General features: G+C 69.9%; 14 protein-coding genes. 10 read left to right on the top strand and 4 right to left on the bottom strand.

The genetic code is table 11. From position 1 onward, the window contains the following. Positions 1 to 2 precede the first annotated feature (2 nt). From U3A55_RS12550 to U3A55_RS12540, 3 genes are all read left to right on the top strand, one after another. On the top strand, positions 3 to 446 hold the full coding sequence (locus tag U3A55_RS12550) for a bifunctional nuclease family protein (protein WP_330992341.1): 444 nt from the start codon (positions 3 to 5) through the stop codon (positions 444 to 446). Next, positions 443 to 736 carry a phosphoribosyl-ATP diphosphatase gene (hisE, locus tag U3A55_RS12545; protein ID WP_330991843.1) on the top strand — a complete coding sequence of 98 codons (294 nt, stop codon included), beginning with the start codon at positions 443 to 445 and terminating at the stop codon, positions 734 to 736. The genes U3A55_RS12550 and hisE overlap by 4 nt, the downstream gene beginning before the upstream one ends. 224 nt (positions 737 to 960) lie before the next feature. Then, positions 961 to 1,920: an NOG1 family protein gene (locus U3A55_RS12540; protein WP_330991842.1), complete on the top strand. Its 960-nt coding sequence runs from the start codon at positions 961 to 963 to the stop codon at positions 1,918 to 1,920. Between the two features lie 24 nt (positions 1,921 to 1,944). On the opposite strand, the gene U3A55_RS12535 is transcribed toward U3A55_RS12540, so the two are convergent. Together U3A55_RS12535 and U3A55_RS12530 are read right to left on the bottom strand one after the other, a co-directional pair. Further along, entirely contained in the window at positions 1,945 to 3,243 is a 1,299-nt protein-coding gene (locus U3A55_RS12535; RefSeq protein WP_330991841.1) for a TIGR00341 family protein, read from the bottom strand. A gap of 39 nt (positions 3,244 to 3,282) precedes the next feature. Then, on the bottom strand, positions 3,283 to 3,969 hold the full coding sequence (locus U3A55_RS12530) for an SIMPL domain-containing protein (protein WP_330991840.1): 687 nt from the start codon (positions 3,967 to 3,969) through the stop codon (positions 3,283 to 3,285). Between the two features lie 103 nt (positions 3,970 to 4,072). Here U3A55_RS12530 and engB point away from each other — a divergent pair, with 103 nt between their 5' ends. Continuing rightward, positions 4,073 to 4,690, top strand: a complete 618-nt coding sequence (engB, locus tag U3A55_RS12525; protein WP_330991839.1) for a GTP-binding protein EngB — start codon at positions 4,073 to 4,075, stop codon at positions 4,688 to 4,690. A gap of 308 nt (positions 4,691 to 4,998) precedes the next feature. Here engB and ddh read toward each other — a convergent pair whose 3' ends face one another. Beyond that, positions 4,999 to 5,925 carry a D-2-hydroxyacid dehydrogenase gene (gene ddh, locus U3A55_RS12520; RefSeq protein WP_330991838.1) on the bottom strand — a complete coding sequence of 309 codons (927 nt, stop codon included), beginning with the start codon at positions 5,923 to 5,925 and terminating at the stop codon, positions 4,999 to 5,001. 141 nt (positions 5,926 to 6,066) lie between these two features. Then, positions 6,067 to 7,281, bottom strand: coding sequence for an NUDIX domain-containing protein (locus U3A55_RS12515; RefSeq protein WP_330991837.1), 1,215 nt, complete (start codon positions 7,279 to 7,281; stop codon positions 6,067 to 6,069). A gap of 90 nt (positions 7,282 to 7,371) precedes the next feature. Between U3A55_RS12515 and U3A55_RS12510 the strand changes: the two genes are divergently transcribed. From U3A55_RS12510 to yciH, 6 genes are all read left to right on the top strand, one after another. Then, a complete protein-coding gene (locus U3A55_RS12510; RefSeq protein WP_330991836.1) occupies positions 7,372 to 8,133 on the top strand; it encodes a coenzyme F420-0:L-glutamate ligase in 762 nt (253 codons plus the stop codon). Then, complete coding sequence (locus tag U3A55_RS12505; protein ID WP_330991835.1) at positions 8,120 to 9,079, top strand: 5,10-methylenetetrahydromethanopterin reductase; 960 nt, start codon at positions 8,120 to 8,122, stop codon at positions 9,077 to 9,079. Before U3A55_RS12510 ends, U3A55_RS12505 begins: the two co-directional genes overlap by 14 nt. A gap of 78 nt (positions 9,080 to 9,157) precedes the next feature. Continuing rightward, positions 9,158 to 10,141 (top strand): AAA family ATPase, encoded by a 984-nt coding sequence (locus tag U3A55_RS12500; RefSeq protein ID WP_330991834.1) that lies wholly within the window; start codon positions 9,158 to 9,160, stop codon positions 10,139 to 10,141. After that, positions 10,138 to 11,118: a DUF58 domain-containing protein gene (locus U3A55_RS12495; protein ID WP_330991833.1), complete on the top strand. Its 981-nt coding sequence runs from the start codon at positions 10,138 to 10,140 to the stop codon at positions 11,116 to 11,118. The genes U3A55_RS12500 and U3A55_RS12495 overlap by 4 nt, the downstream gene beginning before the upstream one ends. Beyond that, complete coding sequence (locus tag U3A55_RS12490) at positions 11,115 to 13,310, top strand: transglutaminase TgpA family protein (protein WP_330991832.1); 2,196 nt, start codon at positions 11,115 to 11,117, stop codon at positions 13,308 to 13,310. Before U3A55_RS12495 ends, U3A55_RS12490 begins: the two co-directional genes overlap by 4 nt. Next, entirely contained in the window at positions 13,310 to 13,603 is a 294-nt protein-coding gene (gene yciH / locus U3A55_RS12485; protein WP_145844410.1) for a stress response translation initiation inhibitor YciH, read from the top strand. Before U3A55_RS12490 ends, yciH begins: the two co-directional genes overlap by 1 nt. The last annotated feature ends 61 nt before the right edge of the window (positions 13,604 to 13,664 follow it).

The following is a 13,664-nucleotide window of genomic DNA, read 5'->3' as shown; positions in this document are numbered from 1 at the left end:
TGTTGGACGGGTCGGTGGAGGCGGTGAAGGTCGCGGGAAGCCCGGACGGCCCCGTGCCCGTGCTCGTCCTCGGTGTCGAGGGACGGGAGGACGTGCTCCCGGTGTTCATCGCGTTCGAGGAAGCGGAGTCCATCGCGCGCGGCCTGGACGCGGAGGACTTCGGCCGTCCGCTCACCCACGATTTGACGCTCGACCTCGTGGAGGAGCTCGGCGGGCGCGTCACGAAGGCCGTCATTCGCGGCGTCGAACAGGGGACGTTCGTCGCTGACCTCCACGTGGACACGCCGCGCGCGAATACGGTCGTGGACTGCCGGCCGAGCGACGCCGTCGCGCTCGTCGCCCGCACGGACGCGCCCATCAAGGTGGCGCGCGAGGTGTTCGAGGACGCTCGCGAACCGCTCGCGAACTACGCGGACTTCGAGGACATCCGGGAGGTGGCGCGATGAGGTCCGACGACCTCCTCCGCGACCTCTACGCCGTCATCGAGGACCGCAAGGAGACGCTGCCCGAGGACTCCTACACCGCCAGCCTGTTCACGCACGAGAAGGGCGAGAACGCCGCGCTCGAAAAGCTCGGCGAGGAAGCCACGGAGTTCGTGCTCGCCGCGAAGGACGGCGACGAGGACGAACTCGCGCACGAGGGCGCGGACATCGTCTACCACATGCTCGTCGTCCTCGCGCAGAACGACGTAGACGTGGAAGAGTTGTTGGACGAGCTTCGCGAGCGGCGCGGATAATGTGCATCGCCGAACGACGTGAGGCGTTCCCGCGCACGGAGTGCGCGCTTTTTTGGTCCAGATTTTTGCCGTGAGTGGTGTGCGAGCGTAGCGAGCGCACCCGAGCGGTAAAAAGGTGGGAGTGACGAACTCCGAGAGCGGCGCGGGTAACATCGGCGCGCGGAGCGCGGCGTTCACGCGCCGAAAAAGACTTTCTTTTAAGTGTCGAGTGAGTAGGTGAGGGTATGATTTTCGAGGATCTTCCGACGACCCCGAAGTCGGAGGAACTCATCGACAAGGCGTTCTCGCGCGCGGCGCGGTCGGGGCGAGCGAAGCACGGTCGGGAGGCCCAGGAGTCGATGCTGCAGACGGCGTCGAACATCCTCTCGGACAACCTGGAGAACGTGGTGACGGCGTGGCCGGACTTCGACGAGGTCGACCCGTTCTATCGCGAGCTCGCGGACGCGGTGGCTGACGTGGACGAGATTCGGTCGAGTCTCTCCGAGGTCGGGTGGGCGTCCCGGAAGACGAAGGAGCTCGGCCGCGAGTACCAGGGGAAACTCCCGGGTGATGTGGAGGGCGCGCGGAAACTCCGGAAGCAAGGGTTCGCGCGGATGGGGTCGGTGATGCGCGAAATCGAGGACGACCTCCAGTACCTCAACGACGTGCGCAACGACCTCGCGAAGCTCCCGGACATCCGGCCGGACGAGCCGACCATCGTGGTCGCGGGCTACCCGAACGTGGGGAAGTCGTCGTTCGTGAACACGGTGACGAACGCGCGCAACGAGACCGCCGAATACCCGTTCACGACGACGGGCATCCGCGTGGGACACGTGGAGCGCGACCACATCCGCTATCAGCTCGTTGACACTCCCGGGCTGCTCGACCGGCCGCGAGAGGAGCGCAACGACATCGAGAACCAGGCGGTGTCGGCGGTCGCGCACGCGGCGGACGCCGTGCTGTTCTTCCTGGACGCGAGCGAGACGTGCGGCTACGAACTCGACGACCAGTACGCGCTCCTCGCGGGCTTGCGTGAGGAGTTCACGGACGCGCCGTTCGTGGTGGCGTGCAACAAGAGCGACCTGTCGACGGACGCCGAGGCGGACCACTATCTGAGCGTCGAGACGGGCGAGAACGTCGGCGCGGTGCTCGACGCGGCGGTCGAGGCGGTGGACTACGACGCGGACCTGCCGTTCGAGAAGTAGGCCGCTCTCGCTGGACTGTTTCTGTTAGCCGCTCGCGCTGTCGATTTCGATGAACCGAACCTGCACCGCCACGTCGGTGCCGAGCGCGGCGTCGATTCTGTCGTCGAGCACGTCCGCGAGTCCCGGGTAGGTGCCGCCGGGCGGCGCGCCGACGGTGATGATAACGCGCGTCGGGGACTGCGTGAACACGACGCCCTCGCTGAACTCCACGTCGGCGTCGAGGAAGGTGAGGTCGGCGTACTCGGGCGCGGTGAGCGCGGTCTCGGCCTCCGCGGAGACGGTCTGTTCGGTGTTCGCGTGCTGGTAGGACGCGAGGGTGACGCCGCCGAGGAAGACGGAGAGCACGGCGATTGCGGCGACGAGCGCGCCGACGCGTTTGAACGTCGCGGCGCGAGCGTCCGACTGGCGGAACCAGTCCTCGGGTCGGTATCCCGAGAGCCAGAGCACGCCGAGCGCGGCGAGGTTGATGGAGAGCACGTTCACGAGCACGAGCACGCCCGACCCGAGCGCCATCGACGGGAGGCCGTACGCGATGCCGACGCCGACGGTGGCCGCGGGCGGGATGAGCGCGACGGCGATCATGACGCCGACGAGCGCGGACGAGACGCCGGTGGTGAGACTGATGGCGCCCGCGACGCCGGCGCCGAGCGCGACGGCGAGCGAGAGGAAGTCGGGCGCGAGGCGCTCGCGGACCTGGCCGATGGTGGAGGGGTCGAGGCCGGGCGGGATGAGGTTGAGGGTGCGGACGCCGAGCGCGAACACGGCGGCGGCGGCGACGGCGAGGCCGAGGCCGAGCGCCTGCATACGGACGCCGCGTCGGAAGAGGTCGGCGTCGTCCACGACGGTGCCGACGCTCGCGGCCATCGCGGGCCCGATGAGCGGCGCGATGACCATCGACCCGACGACGGTCGCCGGAGAGTCGAGGAGGAGACCTGCGGTGGCGATGACGGCGCTCACGACGGTCATGATGGCGTACGTCGGGACCGCGGACGCGAGGTCGCTCGCCTTCGCCTTCAGTTCCTCGCGCGCGATGCGGTCCTCGCTCCCCTCCTCCTCGTACTCGGCTTCGAGTTGGTCGAAGTGCCGGGAGATGACGGTTTCGGCGCTCAAAACGACCGTGTAGGCGTCATCGCCGAGACCGACCTCGCGGAGGGTGGCGAGCACGGGTTCGACGGCGTTCGTCGGGAGAGGGAAGTAGACGACGGCGGTGTACTCGCGGCCGCTCACTTCCTCCGTGACGACGTAGTCGACGCCCTCTTCGTCGAGCGCGCCGAGCACCGCGTCCCGCTTTCCGGCGGGAATCGTCACCTGAATGAGTCGCACGACGCCACCGAGGGCGCGCGGGGAGAAATGGTTTCGGGGTTACGCGGCGGTGAAGGACACGGACACCGAGGCCGTGACGGCGACCGAGTCCTCGCGGATTTCGGTGCTCGCGGTCGAGACACCGCCACTGTAGACGTAGCCCACGTCGGACGTGGAGACGGTCTGGACGCCGGTGACGCTGAGGTTCGCGGCGGCGGCGAGCGCGTCCGCGTCACCGCGCGCGTCCGCGACGGCCGCTGCGAGCGCCTGCCGGTGGAGGTCCTCGCGGGTGTCCTCGCTGAGCGTGAACTGGACGCCGTCCACGCGGTTCGCGCCGTTCGACAGCGCCACGTCCACGAGGAATCCGGCGTTCTCCACGTCACCCGAGGTCACGCGGAACGCGTGGACGCCGCGGTAGGTCTCGCCCGTCTCGCGGTCGCGGACGGAGAGGTCGTAGCGCGACGTGACGATGTCCTCGCTCGCGACGCCCTGCGCTTTAAGCGAACTCGTCAGGTCCGCGGCCGCGGCGTCGAGCTGGTCGCGCACGTCGCTCGCGGAATCACCGGACGCTTCCACGGCGACGTGGAGGACGACCTGGTCGGGCGTCGCGTAGATGGTGTCGGACCCGGAGACATCGATGGTCTTCGCGGACTCGTCGTCGCCGGTCGCGGCCTGCGCGCCGCCGAGGCAGCCGGCGGTCGCGACGAGCACCACAAGTCCGAGTACGGAGAGCAGTTTCTTCGTCATGCAGCCATCGAGAGGACGGCGCGCGGTATCAACCTCGCTATGACTCAAATCGGCGCTTGTGTCACGACGGCAGGCTTACCCGCCGGGACGAACTACGACCCCCATGTTCGAAACGCGGCCCGACCGCGCGGACGAGGTCGCCCTCATCGGGCGGTCGAACGTCGGGAAGTCGACCATCATGCGCGAACTCACGGGCCACACGTTCACCACGGGCGGGAAACCGGGCGTGACCCGGGAACCGAACCACTACGATTGGGCGAGCGACGACTTCGTCATCACCGACCTCCCCGGGTTCGGGTACATGCAGGGCGTCCCCGAGGAGCGCCAGGAGTCCATCAAGACCGACATCGTCCACTACCTCGAGGAGTACGCCGACAACATCCTCGTCGGCGTCATCGTGCTCGACGGGAAGAGCGCCGTCGACATCATCGACCGCCACACCACCGACGAAACCATCCCGCACACAGTCGAAATGTACCACCTCCTCCGCGAACTCGGCGTCGACACCGTCATCGCCGTGAACAAGATGGACAAAGTCGACGACCGCGACCAGCGCCTCGACGACATCGCCGACCGCTTCGGCCTCCTCCCGCCCTGGAAACAATGGAAAGACACCATCGCCCCCATCACCGCCAAGAAGGGCAACATCGGCGCGCTGGAGGACGCAATCAACAGCCACCTCGAAGACCACAAACGCCACGACCTCAAGAAGTTCTTCTAGCCCACCGTTTTCTTCGCCGGGTTCGCCTTCGGCGAACCACTCCTCGAAAAACCTGGACCAAAAACTCTCGCTCGCTCCGCGAGCGAGTGGATTAGCGCGAGCGAGCGGTCTGGAAGACCCGGGAGTGAGCACGAATACGGTACCGCACCGCTCCCGTGCCGTAATCGCACTGCTCTCGTACCGCGACCAGGTGAACGTTCAAGTATGAGAGCGCGGCCAGCAGTCGGTATGTTCTGAGAGCTGGCGCACGGGAGCGGATTCGGTGAGCGGCGGCGAGTCCCGTGCGTGTCGTGTGTCGCCCGAACGCCCTAGACGACGCGATTGACGAACTCCTCGTCCGCGTTCGCGTGGAGGACGTTCTGTCGGACGAGGTCGGCGATGTGCTCGTAGTAGTCGCGCTCGGCGGCGGCGACGTGCGGCGTGACGAGCACGTCCTCGTAGTCCCAGAGCGGCGATTCGGAGTCGAGTGGTTCGTCCTCGAACACGTCGAGCGCCGCGCCCGCGAGTTCCCCGGCGTCGAGCGCGTCCACGAGCGCGCCCTCCTGAACGACTTCGCCGCGCGCGACGTTCACGAGGTAGGCGTCGTCGCGCATCGCGGCGAACTCGTCGGGGCCGAACAGGCCCTCGGTTTCGTCGGTGAGCGGACACGCGAGCGCGACGAACCGCGCGTCCGCAATGGCGTCGTGAAGGTCCTGCGGACCGTACACTTCGCGGGTGTGCGGCGTCTTCACCGGCGTTCGCCGCACGCCAGTGACGCGCATCCCGACGCCGTCCGCGCGCCGCGCGATACCCTGGCCGAGCGCGCCCAGTCCGACGACGGTGAGGCGTTCGTCGAACAGCGTGAACGGCTCATCCCACGCGGGGCGATCCCACTCTTTCTCGTGCTGGGCGTCCCGGAACGTGTGAAGACGGCGCGCGAGCGCGAGCATCTGGCCGACCGCGTACTCGCCGACGGACGCGCCGTGAATACCCGAGCTGTTCGTGAAAACGACGCCCGCGTCCGCGAACGCGTCGAGCGGAAACCGGTCGTAGCCGGCCTGAATCGAGTGCACCCACTCGACGCTCTCGAGGAACGCGTCGCGGTGGAGGAACGTCACGGCCGCGTCCACGCTGTCGAGGCCGTCGTCGTCAACGATGGACACGTCGGGGTCGACGGATTCGAGCGCGTCCCGGAGACGCTCCGGCGGGAAGACGATGGAGACGGACTCGTGGATGCCGAGATGGTCGACGGTCATGCCTGCGGCTTCTTCGTGAACGCGATTGAACGTTGTGGAACGGGCGACTCGGGAAGAAGGCCTCGTCACAAGGGGCTCGGTGGGGGTAACACCTCGTCACTGTCGCCCACTCGTGGTTCGTCGTCCCCGAGTATAGGCGTTTCACTCCCGGTCCGCGAGCCGTCGGTGGCGCTCGGCGACGCGCTCGATGTCGTCTCCGTCGAGCACGCCGTCCTCTGTGACGACGGCGTCGACGAGGTCGCTCGGCACGGTCTCGAACAGCGGCGCGGCCACGTCGAGGTCGGCGTCGCCGTCGTAGACGAGCGCGTGGTCGCTCTCCTCCGTGGGCTCGACCCGCTCGGGGGCTACCTTGTCGCGGGCGCAGACGGCATCGAGGGGCACGTCGGCGCGGTCGGCGGCGAGCGCGAGCGGGTACGTGCCGGTCTTGTTCACGAGGCCGCCATCGGGCTGGATTGCGTCGGCGCCGACGAGTACGCGGTCGGCGTCCGCGAGGAGGGCGGGCGCGGCGGCGTCGGTAGTGAGCGTCACGTCGCAGTCGTCGGCGAGTGATTCGGCGACCGGGACGCCGTCGCGTTCGGGCCGGGACTCGGCGACGAGGACGCGCTCTGGGTCGCCGGATTCGAGCGCGCGCTGAACGGTTCCGGAGCGCGAGAGCGTGACAACAGTTTCGTCCGTGATGCGGTCCGCGGCGCGGGCGGCCGCGTCCTCGTCCGCCACGGCCGCGTCGTCGAGGACTTCCTGCACGGTGTCGGCGAAATCGGCGGAGTCGTCAGCGGCGGCCATCGCGCGGTTCACGCGGTTCGCGACGACGACCATGTCCCTGGCGTCCCGGAAGTCGCGGGCGAGCGTAACGAGGTCGTCGCGGCTGTCGGCGTCGATGGCGGCGTCGCGGAGGACTTCGAGCGCGCGGAGCGAGAGCCACGCGGAGCCGTGTTCGCGGTCTTCGCGGACTGTTTCGGCGGTCGGGGCGACGCGCCGGTAGGACGTCCAGAGGTCCGGCACGGTCTCGCGGCGGCGTATCTCGACGGGGTTCACCCACTCCCAGTCGGTCGTCTCCTCGTTCGGCGTCACGTCGCGGCGCTCGCAGTCGAAGAGCGAGGGGTGGACCGTCCAGCGGGTGCCGCGATCGGCGTCGTCGACGGTGAAGGGGTCGCCGCGGCGGACGAGCGTGCAGGCGTCGCGGAGGCCGGTCTCCTCCTCGATTTCGACCCAGGCCTGCTCGTCGGGGTCGCCCTCGGCGTGCCCGGCGGCCATCCCCCACCGGCCGGTGTAGGAGCCGACGGCGTCGCTGCGCTTGAGCAAGAGGACGCGGCCGCGGTGGCGGAGGACGCACGTGACGACGTGCACTTCGTCCATATCGATGCCTGGGGGCGCGGGACACATAGTCGGTGAGGCCGAGATGTCCGGTACCGCCGTCTCTTTCACGCGACGGCGAGCACTGGGGGTATGGAAGCGTTCGCAGTGCCCGGCCTCCCCGAAATCGAGGCGGGCGACGACCTCGCGGCGCTCGTCGCGGACCGCGTGAGTCTCCGCGAGGACGACGTGGTGTGCGTGGCGAGCACGGTGGTGTCGAAGGCGGAGGGGCGGACGGCGTCCCTCTCGGACTATCCGGCGGGGCCGCGGGCGCGCGAAATCGCGTCCCGGCTGGCGTCGGTGACGGGCGAGGAGAAGGACCCCCGGTTCGCGCAGGCGGTGCTGGAGGAGTCGACGGACCTCCTGATGGAGGCGCCGTTCCTCCTCACCGAGACGGGGTTCGGGCACGTCGGCGTGAACGCGGGTATCGACCGGTCGAACACGGGCGGCGACGACCTCCTCTTGCTGCCGAAACGACCCACCGAGAGCGCGGAGCGCATCCGCGATGGATTGCCCGTCGACTGCCCGGTGTTGGTGACGGACACGTCGGGGCGGCCGTTCCGGCACGGCCAGCGCGGCGTCACCCTCAGCTGGGCGGGGATGCCGGCGTCCCGGGACTGGCGGGGCGAGGAGGACCGAGACGGTCACGAACTCGAGGTGACGGTGGAGAGCGTGGTGGACGAACTCGCGGCGACGGCGAACCTCGTTTCCGGCGAGGGCGACGGTGGGACGCCCGTGGTGGTGGTGCGGGGGTTCGAGTTCGGCGACCACGACGGCTCGCAGGAGCTCTATCGGGAGGTATCGGGGGATTTCGTGCGGCAGGCGCTCCGGGGGTGGTCGTATGAAGGGCGTTGAGCTCACACCAGAGACTCCCGTGCGTGAGGTCGCGGAGTTGGCGTCGCTGGCGGAGGACGAGGGGTTCGACACGGTGTTCGCGTCCTCGCACTACAACAACCGCGACCCGTTCCAGGCGCTCGCGCTCGCGGCGAAGGCGACGGACTCCGTTCGGCTGGGGCCGGGCGTGGCGAACCCGTACGAGACGCATCCGGTGACGCTAGCGTCGAAGGCGGCGACGCTGGACGAACTAAGCGATGGCCGCGCGGTGTTCGGCGTCGGCGCGGGCGACGCGTCGACCCTGCGGAACCTCGGCGTGGAGCGCGACCGACCCTTGCGCCGCGTGCTGGAGTCATTCAAGGTTGCCCAGCAGTTGTGGCGGGGCGAGCGCGTCGACCACGACGGGACGTTCGTCGCGCGGGACGCGGGCCTGAACTACGAGGCGGGCCGGATTCCGGTGTACGTGGGCGCGCAGGGCCCGCACATGCTGCGGATGGCGGCGAAGCACGCGGACGGCGCGCTCGTGAACGCGAGCCATCCGGACGACTTCGCGTGGGCGCGCGACCGACTCGACGAGGGCCTCAACGAGCGGCCGGCCGAGCGCGGGGCGTTCGAGGCGGTGGCGTTCGCGTCGGTGAGCGTCGCGGCGGACGGCGAGGCGGCACGGGCGGCGGCGCGGCCGCCGGTCGCGTTCATCGCCGCGGGGGCCGCGCCGCCCGTCCTCGACCGGCACGGCGTGGACCGCGAGCGCGCGCAGCGGGTGGGCGAGCACATCGAGGCCGGCGAGTTCGACGAAGCGTTCGACACGGTATCGGAGACGATGCTGGACGCGTTCTGCGTCGCGGGTGCGCCCGACGAGGTCGGCGCGCGGCTGGACGAAATCCGGGAATACGTTGACGGCGTGGTCGCGGGGTCGCCGCTCGGACCGGACAGGACGGCGGCCATCGAACTGCTCGCAAACGCGTAGCGGCGGGCATCGGCGTGACCAACAGACATAGGTTCCGCGCGCCCCTCCGTGGGGACAATAGGCACGCTCCTTGCTCACATGACTGACTCCCTCGAACCCCCGTACGCGACGACGGACGCAGCAGCGCTGTCAGCCGCGGACGCGAGCGATCTCGCGCGTTCGCTGGTCGAGAACGTCGAGACCGTCATCGTCGGCAATCGGAGCGCCATCGAGCACATCGTCACCGCCGTGCTCGCCGGCGGTCATCTCCTGTTGGAGGACGTGCCGGGCGTCGGGAAGACGATGCTCGCGCGCGCCGTCGCGCGGTCCGTGGACGGCGAGTTCTCCCGCGTCCAGTTCACGCCCGACCTCCTCCCCGCGGACGTGACCGGGTCGCACGTGTTCAACGAGAAGACCCGCGAGTTCGAGTTCCAGCCCGGCCCCATCTTCGGGAACGTCGTGCTCGGCGACGAAATCAATCGCGCGCCCCCGAAGACACAGGCCGCCCTCCTGGAGGCGATGGAGGAGGCCCAGGTGACGGTCGACGGGACGACACACCCGCTCCCGGACCCGTTCACGGTCATCGCGACGCAGAACGCGGTCGAGCGAGACCGAACGTACGAACTCCCGGTGGCGGAGGTGGACCGGTTCACGAAGAAACTCCACCTCGGCTACCCGAACCCCGAGGAGGAGGTGGCGGTCATCGAGCGCGCGGTCGGCGACCACCCCATCGACACCGTGGAGGCGGTGGCGTCCGTCGACGACCTGCGGCGGGCGCGCGCGACGGCGGCGGCCGTGACGGTGGCGGAGCCGGTGCGACAGTACGTGACGCGGCTCTCGGGGTACACGCGCGAGCACGCGAGCCTCGGCGTCAGCCCCCGCGGGTCCATCGCGCTCGTGCGGGCGGCGCAGGGTCGCGCGACGCTCGACGGCCGGGAGTACGTGACGCCGGACGACGTGAAGGCGGAGGCGCCGTCGGTGCTCGCGCACCGCATCCGGGCGGACCCGGGCGGCGCGGTCGGCGGCGAGGCGGGGGAGCGAATCGTCGAACAGGCGCTGTCGCGCGTGGACCCGGAGGCATGAGCACGCGTCCGACTCGCCGGGGGTGGGCCGTGCTCGCGGTCGCGCTCGCGGGGTTCGCGCTCGGCTGGCTGTTCGGCGGGCGGAGCCTGAACGTCGTCGTGATGCCCGCCGCGGTAGCGTTCGTGTTGACGGGACTGTACGTCGCGCGCTACGACCGGCCGACGGTCACGCGCACCGCGCCCGAGCACGGCCATCAGGGCGAGACGCGGACGGTCGACATCGCGGTCGACGCCCGCCACGAGTACCCCGTGACGGTTCAGGAGTCGCTCGCCGCGGGCCTCGCGGGCGATGGACTGCTAGAGGCGGTCGCGGACGGCCGCGAGCTATCGTTTGAGGTCGAACTGGCGTCGCGCGGCGAGCACGGCGTCGGCCCGACCGAACTGGTGGCGACCGACCCGTTCGGCCTCTGGACGCGGACCTTCCGGTACGCGCAGGTCGACCGCGTGACGGTGTTCCCGCGCGTCCACGACCTCACGGACACCGCGGGCCTCCTCACGGGCTACATCGGCGTGACGGACGAGCGCGGACAGTTCGAGGGGCTCAGGGAGTACCAGCGCGGCGACCCGCTGCGGGACGTGAACTGGCGGGCGAGCGCGAAACGGCCGGGCGACCTCGTGGTGACGACGTTCGCGGGCGAGGGCGCGATGAACCGCGTCGTCGTCGCGGCGGACGCGGGCGGCGGGCGCGCGGACGCGGTCGCGGAGGCGGCGGCGAGCGTCGTCGCACACCTCCTCGACGCCGGTATCTCCGTCGGCGTCGTGACGCCCACGGGGTCGGTGTCGCCCGCGACCGGGGACGCCCACCGGCGCGTCGCCTTCGCGCACCTCGCGCGCTTGGACGACGGCCGGCTCCCCGGCGGTGCCGGAGACGACGCCGACATCCTGATTCGGTCGACCGCACAGCGCGTGGAAATCAGCGCCGGTGACCGTGCGCGTCGGTACCGGGACGTGGTTGGCGCGCGGAGGGCGGACGCGTGACCGACCGGTTCCCGGTGCGGCCGTGGCGGCTCGCCGCGCTCGCGTCCGTCGCGATGGTGACGGCGTCGTTCCTCTCGGTCCTCTACCACATTGTCGACGTGGTGGGCGGCGTCTCCGTGTTCGGACCGCTCGTCGTCGCGTCCGTCGCGCTCGCGGTGTTCTTCCGCGCACTCCCGGAGCGACTCGCGGGCGCGCTCGCCGCCGTGCTGCTCGCAGGCGGGCTCTCGGTGTACGTCGTCGTGATGCCCGATGTGTACGCGGCCGCGCTCTCCGTCGACCGCGTGCTCTCGGACACGGTCGCGCTCCTCACCGGCTTCTCGGTGCTGCGGATGGCGGAGGCGGGCGCGTGGGCGCTCGCCGTCACGCCCGGCCCGGTGTTCCTGACGTGGTACTTCGCGCTCCGCGAGAAGTACGCCGCGAGCGCGGCCGTCGGCGGGCTGACGCTCGGATTCTTCGTGCTCACGGGCGACAGCGGCACCGTCGGCACGATGGTCGGCGTGCTCGGCGCGTTTGGCGCGCTGGGGTTCGGGACGCTCGACGTGCACCACGCCCGCCGCCGGCAGGTTGAGGTCGTCGGCGCGGTGCTCGCGATCGCGGTGCTCGCGTCCGCAACGGTGAGCGCCGTTCCGAGCACGGGCAGTCCGCTCGTCCCGCAGTCGGCGACCGCGCCCGAGGGCTCGCTCGCCGTCGCCGGCGACCGCGTCGGCGTCGGCGGAAGCATCACGCTCTCGCCGAAGGTCCAGTTCGTCGTCGAGTCGGCGCAGGCGGACTACTGGCGGGCGGGCGTGTACGACCGATTCACCGGCCAGGGATGGGTGCGCGCGACCGGCCCGGACGAGGGCGGGGCGCTCGACGCGCCACCCGGTCGGACGGAACGCGTCACCCAGGAGGTGACGGCGCGCCAGCCGCTCGGCGTGATGCCCGCCGCCGCCACGCCCGTTCGTGTGTCGGGCGCTGACCACACCGTGAGCGCGTTCGGGAACCCGCGGCCGGACGGCGCGCTCGACAACGGCGACTCCTACACGGTCGAGAGCGCGGTTCTCGCGCCGACGACGGCCGAACTCCGGCAGGCCGGGACGGACTATCCGACGGACGTACGCGACCGCTACCTCCAGGTGCCGGAGAGCACGAGCGACGCGGTGCGGTCGTTGACCGCGAACGTCACCGCGGGCGCGGGGACGCCGTACGCGACGGCGCGCGCGGTCGAGTCGTGGCTGGAGGCGAACAAGGAGTACTCTCTCTCCGTCCCCGCGCCGGACGGCAACCTCGTGAACCAGTTCATCCTCGAACAGAACGCGGGCTACTGCGTGTACTACGCGTCCGCGATGACCGTGATGCTGCGCACGCAGGGTATCCCGGCGCGGTACGCCGTCGGGTACACGTCCGGGCAGCGCGTCAGCGAGGACACCTGGGTCGTTCGCGGCGTCGACTCGCACGCGTGGGTCGAGGCCTACTTCCCCGACGTGGGTTGGGTGCGCTTCGACCCGACGCCCGGGAATCCGCGCGAGACGCAGGAGACCGAGACCGTCGCCGACGCCCGCGAGGAGGGCGTTGACGGCGTCGACACCGCGGGCAGTGAGGACGGAACGTACACCACGACTACCACGACGACGAGTCCGAGCGAGAACACCACGTCCGCGAACACGTCGACGCAGGTTCCCGGAATCGACCCTGATCGCGGCATCCGCACAGTATCGGACCCCGGCGGCGGGAACGTCACCGACCCCGCGGCCGGCGGCGGCGGTGGTGACGGCAGCGGCGGCGTGATTCCGGATATCCCGCCCGGGACCGCGGCCGTCTGGACGGTGCTCGTCGGTGGACTGCTCGCCGCCGCCCACCGCTCCGGCGTCACCGGGCGCGCGTACCGGTTCGTCTGGCTGCGAACCACGCCCTCCGGCACTCCCGAAGAGCGCGTAATCGGGGCGTTCGACCGCGCGCTCTACGTCGTCGAGCGAACCAACCGCCCGCGGAAACGCGGCGAGACTGTAGAGGAGTACCTCGACGCCGTGCGCGCCGACCGCCGCGCCCGCGAGCTCGCCACGCTCCGCGAACGCGCGACCTACGGCGGCGAGGTCACGGCGGACGACGCGGACCGCGCGACGACGCTCGCCGCCGCCATCGTCGCCGAAACCAACTACCAGCCCCGACCGTCGACACTGTTTAATAGGACCATTTCCTATTTCAAATCGTAATGTCGGAAGTCTGCTCGACGTGTGGATTGCCCCAGGAACTATGCGTCTGTGAGGACGTCGCTAAAGAGTCCCAACAGGTGTCAATCCGCATCGACGAGCGCCGCTACGGAAAAGAAGTCACCGTCATCGAAGGACTCGACCCGAAAGACGTCGACCTCGATAGCCTCTCATCGGACCTCAAATCCAAATTCGCGTGCGGGGGCACGGTCGAGGACGGTGAAATCGAACTTCAGGGCAATCACTCCGGTCGCGTCGAGGACTTCCTCCGCGATAAGGGCTTCAACGTCGCCTAACACCCCCACTTTTTGCTATGCGCGGCCTTCGGCCGCGCTTGCAAAACCTGAACTAAAAGCA

This window comes from Salarchaeum sp. III (assembly GCF_036418315.1).
Lineage (GTDB): Archaea > Halobacteriota > Halobacteria > Halobacteriales > Halobacteriaceae > Salarchaeum.
This window is presented reverse-complemented; position numbering and strand designations above follow the sequence as displayed.